Origin of the sequence: Myxococcus guangdongensis, assembly GCF_024198255.1 — a bacterium.
In the GTDB taxonomy this organism is placed as follows: domain Bacteria; phylum Myxococcota; class Myxococcia; order Myxococcales; family Myxococcaceae; genus Myxococcus; species Myxococcus guangdongensis.
In genome coordinates this window covers 1-16324 of record NZ_JAJVKW010000029.1, presented here as the reverse complement: position 1 = coordinate 16324, position 16324 = coordinate 1, and the positions used below count along the sequence as shown (strand labels likewise).

5 protein-coding genes are annotated in these 16324 nt (G+C 71.0%); 3 read left to right on the top strand and 2 right to left on the bottom strand.

The annotated features are described in order from the left end of the window. Positions 1-32 precede the first annotated feature (32 nt). Entirely contained in the window at positions 33-1523 is a 1491-nt protein-coding gene (locus tag LXT21_RS43945) for a class I SAM-dependent methyltransferase (RefSeq protein ID WP_254044250.1), read from the bottom strand. A 166-nt stretch (positions 1524-1689) separates the two neighbouring features. Between LXT21_RS43945 and LXT21_RS43940 the strand changes: the two genes are divergently transcribed. From LXT21_RS43940 to LXT21_RS43930, 3 genes are read left to right on the top strand one after another with little or no spacing between them, the layout of a single operon-like run. Then, entirely contained in the window at positions 1690-3735 is a 2046-nt protein-coding gene (locus LXT21_RS43940) for an FtsX-like permease family protein (RefSeq protein WP_254044249.1), read from the top strand. Positions 3736-3739: 4 nt separating this feature from the next. After that, positions 3740-5044 (top strand): ABC transporter permease, encoded by a 1305-nt coding sequence (locus LXT21_RS43935; protein ID WP_254044248.1) that lies wholly within the window; start codon positions 3740-3742, stop codon positions 5042-5044. Further along, positions 5044-5862, top strand: a complete 819-nt coding sequence (locus LXT21_RS43930) for an outer membrane lipoprotein-sorting protein (protein WP_254044247.1) — start codon at positions 5044-5046, stop codon at positions 5860-5862. Before LXT21_RS43935 ends, LXT21_RS43930 begins: the two co-directional genes overlap by 1 nt. 13 nt (positions 5863-5875) lie before the next feature. Here the strand turns inward: LXT21_RS43930 and LXT21_RS43925 are convergent, their stop codons facing one another. Next, on the bottom strand, positions 5876-16243 hold the full coding sequence (locus tag LXT21_RS43925; protein WP_256572494.1) for a non-ribosomal peptide synthetase: 10368 nt from the start codon (positions 16241-16243) through the stop codon (positions 5876-5878). Positions 16244-16324 lie beyond the last annotated feature (81 nt).

The following is a 16324-nucleotide window of genomic DNA, read 5'->3' as shown; positions in this document are numbered from 1 at the left end:
CGTGAAATCCCTCCGCCTGACGCGGCGCGTGCTCAGTCCGCCAGTCGGGAGGGCAACGCCACGCCGGGCCGGGCCGCCAGAATCATCTCCTGCGTGGGCAGCGGGATGCAGACGGACGAGGACAGCCCCACCGCCTGCAAGAGCTGCCCGTACTCGGAGGCGGACAGCAAATCCCCCTCGTTGGTCATGAACCGACGCAGGCCGAAGTACAGGTGGTCCAGCGGGCCGTCGCGCCGCTCGTTCAAGACGTACTCGGCGATGAGCAGCACGCCGTCGGGCTTGAGCGCTCGGGCGACGCGCGCGAACAACCCGGGCAGGCTCTCCGGCCTGAGCACGTTCAAGACCTGGGGAAGGATGATGACGTCGAAGGCGGCCTCGCCGAAGTCGTGGGTGAACAAGTCCCCAGGCCAGAAGCGCGCGCGGTCCGCCACCTGGAGCCGCGCCAGGTTCGTCTTCACCTGCTCCAGCACCACGCCCTGGTCGAAGTAGGTGACCTGCGTGGTGGGGGTCGCGCGAGCGAAGGCCGCGCCCCACACGCCCGAGCCCGTGCCGATGTCCAGCACCGCCGCGCCCTCCAGCGGGTGGGCCTTCGCGAGCGTGGTGGCCGCCTTGCGACTGAGCTGGAAGTGCGACGCGAACACCGCCGTAATCTGGTTGGAGTTGTCCGCGTAGAAGCGCCGGCTCACCTCCGGGTCCTTCAGGTCCAGGATGAAGCGCTCCTCGCGCACCGTCTCGTCCAGCCGGCCCAGCGCCTCGGTGTACTGCGCGGACACGCTGAGCGAGCGCACCAGGTACGCCAGCGCCTTGCCGTCGAGCAGCCGCTTCGCCTCCGTGCTCAGCCCGAAGGCCTCACCCTCGCGCGTCACGAGCCCCAGCTTCTCCAGCACCTCCACCACGACGCGCAGCCCTGTCGTGCTCAGGTACGTGGCCGCGCCCAGCTCCGGCATCGTGCGCGGAGCGGCCGCGAGCAGCTCCAGCAGCCCCATCCTCCCCGCGGTGATGAGCACCTGTGTGCGCGCGCCGCTCCGGGCGAAGCGGTCGAAGAAGTCCTGCGCGCCCGTGAGCGCCGACTCGGCCCGCGTGCCCTCCAGGAACAGCGCGCGGCAGTGCCCGAGCACGTCCCAGCGCTGGCCCTCGTGCTCCACGGGCTCGCCTCGCTTCACCGCCTCGTCGAGCAGGGACAGGGGGCCCCACCAGGGCAGCTCGGCGCGCAGCCGCTCGAGGAAGGAGGCGTCGCGAAGGAACGTCGCGGCATGACGCGCCAGGGCGAAGCGGCGCGTGTCATCGAGGGACGCGTAGCCCAGGCAGACCAGCAGCTCGAGCAGGGCTCTGAGCCCTCGGGGCGAGCTCTTCGTCGCGGTGGCCAGGGCGTCGAGCGAACACGCGGTGGTGGTGCCCTCCACCGGCAGTGCGTCGAAGAGGCCCAGGCGGAGCGAGGCGCGCAGGAGCGCGGACTCGTTCGCGGCGTTGCGTGCCCAGAAGTGGACCGACTGCGCGAGGGAGGGGCTGGGGGTGGCCGACATTCACTCGCAGCTTGGTCCGGTCGTCTCGCGTCGCGCAACCGGGCGGAGTGCATGGCTTGTATCGCCCGGGTGGGTTCTCTATCGTCCGAGGCTCCACGTCCGGTCGAGGACGCCCGCCCGCCGCGCTGAGGCGAGGGTGCAGGGTCCGCATCGCGAGGAGTCTCCAGTGACGTTGCTGTCCTTCGCGCTTCAGAGCGTCGTGGCCCGGCCTCGGAGCTGGGTGGTCGCCTTGCTCGCGCTCGGCTCGGCGCTGCTGCTCGCGTTGGGGCTCGCGATGGTGGCCGGCATCTCCGAGGGCACCCAGCGCAGCGTCATCGAGAGCGGCGCGGGGCACTTCCTCGTCTACAACTCCCAGTCCTCCGAGAAGGCCGTGGTGGTGACGGGCCCCACGGGCGCGCCGGTGCTGGTGCCGCTGCCCGACTACCCGTCACTCGAGACCCGGTTGCGACAGACACCGGGTGTCCAGGACGTCGTGCCGCTCGAGGTGGGCATGGCCGCGACGTTCCGTGGCAACTACCTGGACGACAAGCTCTCCACCGCGCGCGCCGTGGCCCGTCAGCTCCCCTCGCCCGAGCGCAACGCGCGGCTCATGCGGTTGGCGACCGATTTGGAGCGCACGCTGCGCGACGTGGCGCGCGACGCCGACCGTCAGACGGAGGCCTTCCTCACCGCGGACGAGGCGCGCATGGACCGCGCGGCGTTGGCGGAGACGACGAAGCCCGACTTCTGGGAGCGCTTCCGCGCCGAGCCGCTGGTGGCGCTCGAGTACCTGGAGAACCACGTCGCCCGGCAGGTGGGCGAGGGCGAGTCCATCGACATCGAGTACCTGGGCAGCGACCTGACCCAGTTCGCGCGCGCCTTCCCCCGCTTCGAGATGGTGACGGGCAGTTTGCCGCCCGAGGGCCACCGGGGGCTGCTGTTGGGGCACGGCCTCTACGAGCAGCGCTTCAAGCTGCCGGTGGCCGCGCGGCTGGATGAGCTGAAGCGGGAGCTGGACCGGGGCGCGCTGCTCGCCGAGGACGAGCGCCTGCGCACGCTGGTGGAGCGCGCGCAGGCGGAGCTGCCGGACCTGCTGGCCCGCGTGGACGCGGAGCGCTCCGAGGCCGCGCGCGCGGTGCTCGAGCGTGTCCTGGGTCACGAGGGCGAGCCGGAGGCCCTGTGGCGAGAGTTCCTGAAGTTGGAGGACGGAAACTTCGCCACCCGTCACCAGGTCTTCTACGCGGAGCTGGCGCCCCTGTTGCCGCTGTACCGCGTGAAGCCCGGGGACACGGTGGTGCTCAAGGGGTTGGACTCGCTCGTCAACGGCGTGCCGCTCAAGGTGTGGGGCACGTATCGCTTCCGGGGGCTCGGCGGGGACACGAGCCGCGTCAACACGCTGAGCCTGATGGACCTGGTCAGCGCGCGCTACCTGTCCGGGCGCCTGTCGCCGGACATGGTGGAGGAGGCGAAGCGAGACGCCCAGTCGCTGGGGCTCGACTTCCTGGCGGAGGCGGAGGTGGACCAGCTCAAGCCCGCCACGGTGGTGGAGGTGGAGACGGTGCCCACGCGCACGACGAACATCCCCGACTTCCCGCGCGCCCGCGCTTGGCCGGACACCTTCTCCGCGACGGAGCTGCGCGGAGGCAGCGTGCTCCAGGCCGCGGTGGTGGTGGCGCCGGACGCGGACCCCGTGCGGGTGGCCGAGGTCGTGGTGCAACAGGGCACGAGCGCCTCGGTGCCGCTGGCCACCGTGGACTGGGAGGCGGCGGGCGGCTTCATCAGCGGCGTGGTGGGCATGACGCGGGTGGTGCTGCTGGCCTTCTCGGTGATGCTGTGTCTGTTCGTGGTGCTGGTCTCCGCGGGCACGCTGCTGCTGCTCGCGCAGGAGCGCGTGGGTGAGGTGGGGACGATGCGCGCGGTGGGCATGCAGCGGCGGGACGTGTTCGGCTCGCTGCTGATGGAGGGGCTGCTGTTGGGAGGGCTGGGCGCGGGCGTGGGCATGGCGCTCTCCGCGCTGCTCCTGTTCGGGTCGATGGGGGACGGCATCTTGGTCACGGACGAGGCGCTCCAGTTCTTCATGGGCGGGCCGGTGTTGATGCCCCGGCTGTCGTGGGGACAGGGGCTGGGGGTGTGGCTGGGCGTGGTGGCCGTGGTGGTGGTGGCGTCGCTGGTGCCCGCGTGGCGGGGCAGCGCGGTGCCTCCGGCGGTGGCGATGCGAAAGAGGGAGGACTGAGGCGATGTTTTCCCTTCTGCATCTGGCGCTGCGAAACCTCTTCGCCCACCGGGAGCGGGTGCTCCTGTTGTTGGGCATCACCGCCGCGGCCAGCGGGGTCATCGTCGCGGTGTCGTCGCTGGCGGCCGGCGTGGCCACGGCCCAGCGCGAGGCCGTCACCACGTTCCTCACGGGTGACCTCAACGTGGGCGGCTTCTTCAAGGTCCACCCGGACTCGATCGCGCCGGTGGTGGGCGACGCCGGCAAGGTGCGCGGCGTGTTGGAGCCCCAGGTGCCGCAAGGCTGCTACCTGCGAGAGCGAGGCCGCAGCTTCGCGCTCGCGGGCGCGGGGCGGCGCCGAACGGGCTCCTTCCTGGTGGGCATGGATGTGGCGAGCGAGAAGAACTCCCTGGCGCGCTTCCGGGTGGCGTCCGGCCGGTTGGAGGACCTCGCGCGGCCGCGCACCCTGGCCGTGTCCACCACGCTGGCCGAGCGGCTCAAGGTGAAGACGGGGGACCTGGCCACGCTCTTCGCCCAGCCGGTGGGCGGAGGCCGTCGCAACGCGCTGGACGTGGAGGTGGTGGCCATCACCGAGAAGGCGGGCCTGCTGGGCGAGTCCGCGGGCCTGCTCGTCTCCAACGAGACGCTGCGCGAATTGGACGGCTTCAAGCCGGGCTCGGCGGGTGTGCTCCAGGTGGTGTGCGGTGACACGCCGGTGGACGTGGACGCGCTGGGCACCTCGCTGCGCGACTCCCTGCGCGGCGCGGGCTTCGACGTGCTGCCCGCCGCGAACCAGTCCTACGCCGAGAAGCAGATGCTGCTCCTGCGCGAGGGTTGGCGAGGCCAGAAGCTGGACGTCAGCACGTGGGAGGACGAGTCCTCGTTCATGTCCTTCGTCACGCTGGGCCTGACGGCGCTGGCGGTGCTGGTGAGCCTGGTGGTGCTGGTGCTGGTGGTGATGGGCCTCTTCGTGGCGCTCAGCGTCGCGGTGCGTGAGCGCACACGGGAGATTGGCACCCTGCGCGCCATGGGCATGCAGCGCCGCGGCGTGGTGGCCCTCTTCATGACGGAGGGGCTGCTGCTGGGCTTCGTGGGCTCGGCGCTGGGCGTGGTGGTGTCCTCGGTGCTGTGCGTGACGCTGCGCGGAGCGGTGCCCTTGCATGAAGAGATCTCCAACCTGTTCTTCAGTGGCACCTTGCCCCTGACACCCAACCTGGGGCTGTGCGTCCTCGCCGTGGTGCTCGTCACCTTGGGGGCGGGGCTCGCCACCCTCATTCCGGCGGCGCGTGCCGCCTCGCTGACACCTCGGTCCGCCATGGAGTCCCTGTGATGCAGACGTCCATCCGCCGTCTCGCCGTGATGTTCGCCCTGTCGCTCGCGCCCCTGGCCCCGGCGGCGCCGAAGGAAGAGAAGGCCGCCGAGCCGAAGGCCGCGGAGTCGAAGGCCGCCGTGTCCGCCGAGGAGGTGATTCGGCGGGTGGATGCGCGCATGGCGCTCAAGAGCGACTTCAAGAGCACGGTGCGCCTGCGCGAGAAGCGCAAGGACGGCACCGAGGCGCTGCTGGAGATGCTGGTGTTCCGCCGGGACTCGTCGAAGGACCTGCTCATCTACATCACCAAGCCGCGCAACATGGCGGGTGGCGGATACCTGCGCATCGGCCGCAACCTGTGGGAGTACGACCCGTCCGTGGGCCACTGGCAGCGCACCACCTCGCGCGGCAACATCGTCAACACCATCTCCTGCGAGGAGGACTTCGACCGCTCGCACCTGTTGGAGACCTACGAGGTGCAGGACGAGGGCGAGGAGACGGCGGCGGGCACGAAGTTCCGCAAGCTGTTCCTCAAGGTGCGCCCGGGCATGGAGGCGTCCTTCCCGCAGCTGCGTGTCTGGGTGGACCCCGACTACAACATCGTCAAGCGCGTGGGCTACGCGCCCTCGGGCCGGACGCTGCGCACCGACGTCATCCGCGGCTACCAGAAGATTCTGGACCCGGCCGCGGAGAACCGGCCGGTGTACCTGATGCGCGAAGTGCTCGAGGTGGAGGAGGCCGAGGGCACGCAGCTCACCGTCCGCTACGACGAGGTGGAGCTGGCGCCGCTCAGCCCCAACATCTTCACCAAGACGTGGCTGGAGGGCCGCTTCCGCTAACGCGGCCTCCGTCTCACGCCTTGCCCAGCGCCGCGAGCAGCAGCGCGGCCAGGGTGTCGACCTCGGGCGGGTGGAGCACGGTGGCGTGCTCCCCCTCCATCTCCACCACGTCCAGGTGCTCGGCGGGCAGGTGGCTCGTCCAGCCCAGGCGCGCATCGCCCACCTGCTCACGCAGCGCGCGGCTGGTGATGAGCGTCGGGCGCACGCGCGTCAGGGGGATGTTCCACGCGCGGGCTTGAGGCGTGAGCACCTCGCCCAGCACCCGCCAGATGCGAGCGAAGTCGCTGCCCCGGAAGTGCGGCGCGGCCGTTCCCCGCTCGCGGGCCCGCTTCGCGACGTGCTCCCACTGTTGCTCGCGGGAGAGCGCGGCGAGCTCCTGTTCCATCGCCGCGTCGCGCACGCCGAACTCGCTGGCGAGCACGAGCACGGCGTCTTCATCGGCCGAAGGCGCGACGGCGCGGATGGCCTCCCACGTGGCGGTGTCCACCATGGCGAGCAGCTCCACCGTCTCGCCCTGGGCCTCCAGCAGCGCGGCCACTCCGAGCGCGGGATAGCCACCGTACGAGAAGCCCGCGAGCCGGTAGGGGCCATGGGGCTGGATGGCGCGGATGTCGCGCGCGTACGCCTCCACGCGGGCCTCCAGCGTCGCGTGCCCGTGGCCCGAGGCGAGCGTCTCCGGCGCCTGGATGCCATGGCAGCGGAAGTGCGGCTCCAGTCGGGGGACCAGGTCGCGGTAGTGGTGCACCTCGCCGTCGCCCGCGTGGAAGAGGAACAGCGGGGGCGTGTCCTCGGGGAGTCGGGGGCTCGACAGGCGCACCGCGCTGGTGCGTCGGGGGCCTTCTCGCAGCAGCGCGAGGATTGCCTCGGAGGACTCGCCCAGGGTGGGGCTCTGGAAGAGCGTGGCCAGGGGCAGGGGCAGTCCCAGCTCCTCCTCGAGTCGCGCGAGCAGTCGCATCGCCAGGATGGAGTCACCGCCCAGCGCGAAGAAGTCGTCGCCGGCCTGCACGCCCGGGCGGCCGAGCACCTCCGTCCACAATCGCTGGAGCACCATCTCCAGCGTGGTGCGGAAGGGGGTCTCCAGCTTCGCGGCGGACGTGGGCTCGGAGGACGGCTCGGGCGTCACCACGGCGTCCGGGTCCGGCAGTGCCTTGCGGTCCACCTTGCCGTTGGCGTTGATGGGCAGCGCGTCCATCACCACGAACGTCGCCGGCACCATGTAGCCGGGGAGCTGCGAGGCGACGTGCTCGCGGAACGTCTCGGAACGTGAGACCCCCGGTGCCTGCACGTAGGCATACAGCGACGTCACGCCGGACGGGGACACGCGCGCGATGACGACGGCCTCCTGCACCAGCGGGTGGCGGCGCAGGCACGTCTCAATCTCCGACAGCTCGATGCGGAAGCCACGGACCTTCACCTGGTGGTCGGCGCGGCCGAGGAAGCGCAGGCGTCCATCGGGCAGCAGTCGGGCCAAATCACCCGTGTGGTACATGCGCGCGCCGGGCGTGACGGAGAACGGGTCCGGTAGGAAGCGCTCGGACGTGAGGTGCGGCGCGCGCAGATAGCCGCGGGACAGCGCCGCTCCGCCGATGTACACGCGGCCCGGCAGACCGGGAGGCACCGGCTCCAGGTGCTCGTCCAGCAGGTAGAAGCTCACGCGCGGCATGGGCCGGCCGATGGGGAACGTGGCGGCGGTGCCCAGTCCCTCCACGCCGGGGATGTCGCAGGTGGCGGAGGTGATCGTGCACTCGGTGGGGCCGTAGACGTTGACCCACGGCGCGTGTCCACCGCCCACGCGCACCCAGGCCTCGAAGGTCTCCTTCTTGAGGACGTCGCCACCGGGGGCGAGCAGCTTGAGGCGCGCGGGCACGCGCTGGCCCAGCGTCTCCATCTGACGAATCCACTCCTCGATGTACGTGGGGGGCAGGCTGATGAGGGTGATGCCCGTCTCCTCCAGGTACGGCGTCATCGTGTGCGCGGGCACCAGGCCGCTGCGCATCACCACCGTGCCTCCCACGAGGAGCGGCGGGTACAAGTCCTCGGCGGCGGCGTCGAAGGTGAGCGGCGCGAAGTTGAGCATCCGGTCTCCCTCCACCAGACCGAAGCGCTTCACGATGCCCACGTTGTGGTTCACCACCGAGCGGTGCTCCACCATCACGCCCTTGGGCTCACCCGTGGAGCCGGAGGTGAAGACGATGTACGCCGTCTGCGAGTCGAGGACGCGGCGCGGCCCGGGCTCCAAGTCGTCCGAGATGGACACGGGCATGGGCGGCACCTCCACGTCCGCGACGAGCGACAGGTGCGGCTCCAGGACGTTCGTGTCCACCCACAGCCTGCGCACCTCGGCGCGCTCGAGCACGTCGCGCTTGCGCGGCTCGGGCCAGTCCGCGTCGAGCGGGACGTAGGCGCCACCAGCCTTGAGGATGCCGAGCAGCACCGCCATGGCCTGGGTGGACGGCTCCATCACCACGCCCACGCGCTCCTCGGGCTTCAGCCCTCGTTCGAGCAGGCGCGAGGCCAGGAGGTTCGCGCGTGCGTTGAGCTCCGCGTAGCTCCAGGTGACATCCCCATGCGCGACGGCGGCCAGATGCGGCGTGCGGCGCACCTGGGCCTCGAACAGCGTGTGGATGCACGTGCCCGGCGCGATGTCCTGCGCGGGACCGGCCAGCGCGGCGAGCACCTCCCTACGCTGGGCGACGGACAGCATGGACAGCTGGGGCAGCGAGACGTCCGGCGTGCTCAGCGCGGAGGCGGCGAGCTGCTCGAACGCGCGCGCGAAGCGCTCGCCTGTCTCGGGCGTGAAGAGGGCGCCGTCCAGGGCGATGAATCCGGACAGCGCGCCCGCGTCGCCGAGCGTGACGCTCACCACCACGTCGTAGGCGGGGATGACGCCGTCGACGTCCAGCTCCGTGACAGCCAGTCCTTCCAGTCCGGGCAGCCCGGGGCGCTCCGCCTGGAGCAGCGCCTGCGCGAGTCGGGGCGCGGTGCGGTCTCCCTCCGGCTGCACCGTGTCCGCGATGCGCTTGAATGGCACCTCCTGGTGGGTGGTGGCGTGGGCCACGACGTCGCGCACGCGGCGCAGGAGGACGCGCAGGCTGGGGGCGCCGGACACATCCGTGCACAGGGGCAGCACGTTGGCGAAGTAGCCCAGGAGCGTCTCCACCTGGGGCGTGGAGCGACCCGAGAAGGGCGTGGCGACGACGACGTGGGACTGCCCGCTGAGCCGGTGCAGCCACGCCTGCGTCAGCGCCAGCAGGACGCTGAAGGACGAGACACCTTCGCTCCGGGCGAGCGCGCGGATGGTGTCCGAGTGCTCCGCCGAGAGCGTCACCGTCACCGCGCGCATGTTGTCGTTGAGCGCGGGCGCGCGGCGCGGGAAGTCGAGCGGCAGGTCCAGCAGCGCCGGTGCATGCGCGAGCGCCTGCTTCCACGACGCGAGGCCCTCGTCGAGCCTGCGCAGTTGCTCTGGCTGTCGCTGCCAGACGGCGTAGTCGGTGTACTGGAGCGCCAGCGGAGGCAGTCGCGCGGGGCCTCCGTCCACCGCCGAGTTCCAGGCCGTCGCCAGCTCCTCCGCGAAGGTGGCCAGACCCACGCCGTCGTTCACGGTGTGGCTGAAGGCGAGGACGAGCGCATGGCGCGTACCGCGCTCATCCAGCTTCAGCAGCTCGAAGCGGTAGAGCGGGCCCTGGGCGAGGTCGAAGTGCTCGCGGTCCAAGCGCACGACAGCGTCGCGAGCGACCTCGAGCGCGTGCGTCGTGGACAGACGGGACAGGTCCACACGCGTGAGCACCGAGGCGCGAGGAGGATGGACGCGGACACGGAGCGCGTCACCCTGCTGGAAGAACGTGGTGCGCAGCGTCTCGTTGCGCTCCACCACGGCGGCCAGGGACTCCTCCAACCGCTCCGCGTCCAGCGCGCCTTCGAGCAGCAGGCCGAGCGTGAGGACATACGGCGGGGCCTGGGGAAGCTGGAGCGCGTACCAGAGCCGCTCCTGGACGAGGGAGGGCGGCAACACCTCCGGCCGGGCGACGACGGTGGGGACTTCGTGCACCGCGCGAGGCGCCGCGTCGATGAACGCCGCCACCGAGGCGATGGTGGGATTCGCGAAGAACACCGTCAGGGGCAGCTCGACGCCGAAGGCCTGACGCAGCCGCGCGACGAGCCGGGTCGCGGAGAGGGAGTGGCCGCCGTGCTCGAAGAAGTTCGCCTGACGGGAGAGCTGCTCCAGCCCCAGCGCGTCCTGGAACATGCCCGCCACCCGCTCTTCCGTGGTGCTTCGGGGCGCGTCGTCACCGAGCGACGGCAGCTCCTGTCGAGGCAGCTCCTGGATCTCCAACGCCTTGCGGTCCACCTTGCGCGACGACGTGAGCGGCAGCGCGTCGAGGAGCACGAAGGCGGAGGGGACCAGATGTTCGGGAAGGCGCTGACGCAGCCACGCGCGCACCGCCTCGAGGGCGAGGGCCTCGGGATGCGTGGGCACCAGGAACGCGACCAGTCGCGTGTCTCCGTCCACGCCCTCGCGGGGCACCACGGCGACTTCGCGCACGGCTTCATGGCGCGTGAGCACGGCCTCGATTTCACCGGGCTCCACGCGGATGCCACGCACCTTGAGCTGCGTGTCCAGGCGACCCAGGTACTCGAGCTGCCCGTCCGCGAGCCAGCGGACCCGGTCTCCGGTGCGATAGATCCGCTCGCCCGGCGTGGTCGCCAGGGGATGCGGGAGGAAGCGCTCCGCCGTCAGCTCCGGGTGCTCCAGGTAGCCACGCGCGAGGCCGAGACCTCCGACGTACAGCTCACCGGGCACGCCGATGGGGCTCGGCTCCAGGCGCGCGTCGAGCACGTAGAGCCGGGTGTTGGGCCAGGGTGTTCCCACCGTGACGCGAGGCAATGCAGTGGGCTCGCCACCCGACGGACGTCCGAGCCCCGGGAATGGCGTGACGGTGGCGGCCACCGTGACTTCGGTGGGGCCGTAGGAGTTGAGCAGCGCGCGGCCCGCGCCCCAGCGTCGGACCAGCTCGGCGGACAGGGGCTCGCCGCCGGAGACGATGACCTGGAGGGACTCGAGTCCCGTGGACTCGAGCAGGGCGAGGACCGTCGGCGTGAGCGCGCAGTCGGTGATGCGCTGTTCCCGCAGCAGGGTGCGTAGCGGCAGGTCGGGGAGGAGCCGCTCCTTGGGCGCCAGCACCAGCGTGGCGCCGGAGAGCAGCGTGGAGAAGATCTCCCAGACCGAGCCATCGAAGGTCGCCGAGGCGAACTGGAGGACCCGCCGGCCCGGCTGGAGCCCATGGGCCTCCATCGCCGCGAGGGCCGTGTTGTACAGGCCCTGGTGCGTCAGCAGGACGCCCTTGGGCTGGCCCGTGGAGCCCGAGGTGAAGATGACGTACGCGAGCTGCGCGCCTGTCGCGGACTCGGGCAGGTCCTCCACCGGCTTGCGTGAAATCTCGGCCGCGTCGGTGTCGACGTACGCGGCCATGATGGCGACGGAGGTGAACAGGTCTCCCAGGCACTCCCTCGTCACGAGGACCCGCGCGCCGGAGTCGATGAGGAGCTGGGCGAGTCGCTCCGGAGGATGCGTGGGGTCCAGCGGCACGTAGGCCCCGCCGGCCTTCAGCACGGCGAGCATGGACACGATGAGCTCGGGCCCGCGCTCCAGGCAGAGCGCGACGCGCTCCTCGGGACCCGCGCCGAGCTCACGCAGGAAGTGGGCGAGCTGGGTGGAGCGGGTGTGCAGCTCCAAGTACGAGAGCGACTGTCCCTCGAAGGAAAGGGCCTCCGCGTCGGGCGTGCGAGCGACCTGCGCCGCGAAGCGGGTGACCACGGTGTCGTGGGCGTCGCGGGCGCGTGCGGAGGCGTTGAAGTCGACGAGCACCTGTCGACGCTCCGTCTCCGTGAGCAGGGACAGCCGGCGCACCGGTGTCGTGGGCGTGAGCAGCGCGGATTCGAGCAGGCTCACGTAGTGCGACACCATCCGCTCCGCGCTCGCGGGCTCGAACAGCGCGGTGGGGTACTCGAGGTAGAAGCCGAACCGGTCTCCGTCCTCCTCGGCGGTGAGCATCACGTCATAGAGGCTGGCGGCCGAGCCCAGCTGCACCGCACGTGCCTCCAGGCCGGGGAAGCCATCCGAGAGCGTGCGCGGGCTGGGACTCAGCTCGAACATCGCCTGCACGAGCGGCGCGTGGGAGAGGCTGCGCTCCACCTGGAGTGCCTCGACCACTCGCTCGAACGGGACCTCCTGATGCGCGAAGGCCTCCAGCGCCGTGGTCCGTGCCTGCCCGAGGAGTGAAGCGAAGGACGCCTCGGGGTCGACCTGGGTGCGCAGCGCGACGGTGTTGATGAACAGGCCGACCAGGGGCTCCAGGGACGGATGGACGCGCCCCGACACTGGCGTGCCGACGCTCAGGTCCGACTGTCCCGTGTAGCGATGGAGCAGCGCGGTGAAGGCCGCGTACAGCGCGATGAAGGGCGTGACCTGGTGTTCGCGGCACAGCTCCCGCAGCGCTTCGATGAGATGCACCGGCAGCGGATGGTGCCGTGTGAAGGCGCCCGCATGTCCACGCCCCGGGTGCCGAGGCACATCCGTGGGCAGCTCCAGCACGGTGGGCGCGCCGTCCAGCTTGCGCCGCCAGTACTCGAGGTGGACGTCCTGGCGCGCGAGCAGGGCTGGCGTGCGCTGCCATGCGGCGACGTCCGCGAAGTCGATGGGGAGCGCCGGTGCCGTCGGGGCGCGGTTCTCACGGTAGGCGGCGTAGGACTCCGCCAGCTCACGCAGGAGGATGTCCATCGACAAGCCATCCACCACGATGTGGTGGAACACCAGCAGCAGGACATGGTGCTCGGGTGCGAGGAGGAACAGGTGGAAGCGGTAGAGCGGCCCCGTGTCCAGACGGAAGGGGCGCTCGGATTCCTCGGTCAGCCGCCGGGTCAGCACGTCCCGACTCGCGGCTTCGGTCGACAGGTCCTCGCGGTCGAGCACGCGCATCGGCACGGGCTCGAGTCCCAGCCGCGGGCCGCCCTCCGCGGGCGTGAAGATGGCGCGCAGCGCGGTGTGTCGCTCCAGCAGGAACAACAGCGCGGACTCCAGCGCCTCGACGTCCAACGGACCTCGCAGCTCCGTGGCCTCCGGAACGGCGAGCGACGCGGAGTCGGGCTGGAGCTGTTGGAGGAACCACATGCGCTCCTGTGAGAACGACGGCGCGGCGGCCGTGTCCTCGCTCCGGGGCTCGGGGGCGGGGAGCGGAGTGGCCTGACTGGGCGCCTGCTCCGAGAGCACTCGCGCGAGGCCCGCCACGGTGGGAGACAGGAAGAGGGCCTTGAGTGACAGCTCCTGGCCCATGGCCCTGCGGACGCGCGACACCAGTCGCGTGGCACTCAGGGAGTGTCCGCCCATCGCGAAGAAGTCCGCGTCGCGCGAGACCTTCTCCACGCCGAGGACCTGGCAGAAGAAGCTCGCGAGGAGCTGCTCCAGTGGCCCGCGCGGTGCCTCTTCTGTGTCGTGCGTCGCCTCGACCTCCGGGAACGGCAGCCGGAGGAGCGCGCCACGGTCGGTCTTCCCCGAGGGCGTCAGGGGCAGGGCGTCCAACACGATGAGCGCCGAGGGCACCATGGCCTCGGGGAGCACTGCCTTGAGGGCGGTGCGCGCGGTGGCGGCGTCCTCCGCGCGTCCCTCGCGGGCGACGACGTAGGCGATGAGGCGCACGTCGTTGCGTGGGGTTGCCCGGGCGAGGACGACGGCGTCTCGCACGGAGGGCAGTCGCCGCAGGGCGAGCTCGATCTCCTCGAGCTCGATGCGCTGGCCCCGGACCTTCACCTGGAAGTCGGTGCGGCCGAGGTACTCGAGCGTGCCGTCACCGCGCCAGCGCGCCAGGTCTCCGGTGCGATAGAGGCTCGCGCCGGGTGTGTCGCTGAAGGCGTCGGGGATGAAGCGCTCGGCGGTGAGCTCGGGGCGACGCCAGTATCCGCGCCCCACTTGGACGCCGCCGATGTGGAGCTCACCCTGCACGCCCACGGGAACGGGGTGCCCCGAGGTGTCGAGGACGAGCAGGTGCGTGTTCGCCACCGGGTGACCGATGGGCACACTCGTGCGCGCGTCGCTCCGAGGGCAGTGCCAATGCGTCACCTCCACCGCGGCCTCGGTGGGGCCATAGAGGTTGTGGACCTCTGCGGCCGGCAGTCGCTCGTAAGCGCGTCGGACGAGGTCGACGGAGAGCGCCTCGCCGCTGCACACCAATCGGCGCAGGTCCGTGAGGGGCTCCCACGGCTCCTCCAGGAAGGCGCCGAGCATGGAGGGGACGAAGTGCGCGAGGGTGATGCGCTCGTCGGCCAGGAGCTTCGCGAGGTACGCGGGCTCCCGGTGTCCACCCGGTCGTGCGAGCACCAGCCGCGAGCCCACGGTGAGCGGCCAGAACAGCTCCCAGACGGAGACGTCGAAGCTGGTCGGCGTCTTCTGCAGCACGCTCTCGCCCGGAGCCAGCGCGTGGACCTCGTGCATCCACGACAGGCGATTGACGATGGCCCGGTGCGAGTTCATCGCGCCCTTCGGGCGGCCCGTGCTGCCGGACGTGAAGATGACGTACGCCAGCGAGTCCGGATGGGGGCGGCTCGCGACGCGGGTGGCAGGGAGGCTCGCGAGCTTCGCGGCCTCCGCGTCGAGGAGGACCGTGTGGCCCGTGTGCAGCGGCAGCCTGCTGGCCAGGTCCTGGCGCGTGATGACGACGGGCGCGCCGCCATCCTCGAGCATCCCGGCCAGTCGCTCGCGAGGCAGCTCCGGGTCGAGGGGCAGGTAGGCCGCGCCCGACTTGAGGATGCCGAGCAGGGTGACGACCAGCTCCAGCGAACGCTCCAGGAACACACCGACGAGGACCTCGGGCCCCGCGCCGAGTGACTGGAGATGCCGGGCGAGCTGATTGGAGCGTGTCTCCAGCTCGCTGTAGGTGAGGTGGTGTCCCTCGAAGGTCAGCGCGCGCAGCTCGGGCGTGCGCTCGGCCTGGGCCTCGATGAGCGAGACGAGCGTCGCGTCCGTGTCGACCGCGCGCCGGGTGTCGTTGAAGTCGTGGAGGACCTGTTGCCGCTCGGCCGTGTCGAGGAGCGAGAGGTGCGCGACCTGTCGGTTCGGAGCACCGAGGGCGTCTTCGAGGAGCTGGACGTAATGCGACAGCAGGCGTTCGACGGTGGGAGCTTCGAAGAGGTCGGTGCTGTACTGGAAGGACAGCTCGTGGCCCCGAGGGCTCTCGGAGACGGTGAGGGCCAGCTCGGACAGGGTGTTCTTGCCGTCGACGACGATGGGATGCGTCTCGAGCCCGGGGAAGGTCTCGGCGAGCGTGGTCTCCGCGCGGTCCCAGAAGAAGCCCACCTGGAACAGTGGGGCGTGCGCGAGGCTGCGCTCGACCTGAAGGGCCTCGACCACTCGCTCGAAGGGCGCATCCTGATGCGTGAAGGCTTCGAGCGCCGTGGTCCGTGTGCTCGCGAGCAGCTCGGCGAAGGTGGTTCCCGGGTTGAAGCGGGTGCGGAGGACGACCGTGTTGGTGAAGAGGCCGACGATGTCTTCCATCGCGGGATGTGGACGTCCGGAGACCGGAGTCCCCACGGACACGTCGTCCTGGCCCGAGTGTCGATGCAGCAGCGCCGCGAGCGCCGCGCTCAGCACCATGAAGGGTGTGACATGGTGTTCCCGACAGACCTGGGTGAGTGCCTGTTCCAGCGCGGGGGCCAGTCGATGGAAGCGACTGAGTGCGCCCGCGTCACCGAGGACGGAGGGACGCGGCTTGTCGGTGGGCAGCGACAGGAACGCGGGAGCACCGCTGAGCTGGCGCTTCCAGTACTCGACGTGGCTGTCCTCACGGGCTCGGACCGGCGCGGAGCGTTGCCACGCGGCGACGTCTGCGTAGCCGAGCGAGGGCGTGGGCAGCGTGGGCGTCTGGTGCTGATGCAGGGCCGCGTAGGTCTGGGACAGCTCGCTCAGCAGGATGTCGATGCTGAGGCCATCGACCACCACGTGGTGCAGCACGAGCAGGAGGACATGGTGCTCGGGCGCGAGGCGGAACAGGTGGAAGCGATAGAGCGGTCCCTGCTCCAGTGACAGGACGCGAGTGCTCTCCTCGCGCAACCGATGGTGCAGTGCGGGACTGTCCGCGCTCGTCGCGGAGAGAGTCTCGACTTGGAGCACCTCCACGGGGAGCGGGTTGTGTCGGGGCACCGGCCGCCCATCCTCCGCGGCGAACGTCGTCCTCAGGACGGGGTGACGATCGAGCAGCAACCGCAACGCACCATCGAGCGCGGGGACGTCCAGCGCGCCGCGAAGCTCCACGGCCTCGGGGATGTTGTAGGCGCGCAGCTCGGGTTGGAGCTGATGGAGGAACCAGAGGCGCTCCTGGGCGAAGGAGGCCAGAGGGGGCAGTGAGGAAGGAGCGGGAGAAGGAAGAGGGAGTGCGTCGTGGTGCTGAGAGAGGACGAGCGCGAGTCCGGCGAC

Coding starts and splice junctions, on each gene's coding strand:
- LXT21_RS43945 (WP_254044250.1), bottom strand. CDS start 1,523: ATGTCGGCCACCCCCAGCCCCTCCCTCGCGCAGTCGGTCCACTTCTGG.
- LXT21_RS43935 (WP_254044248.1), top strand. CDS start 3,740: ATGTTTTCCCTTCTGCATCTGGCGCTGCGAAACCTCTTCGCCCACCGG.
- LXT21_RS43930 (WP_254044247.1), top strand. CDS start 5,044: ATGCAGACGTCCATCCGCCGTCTCGCCGTGATGTTCGCCCTGTCGCTC.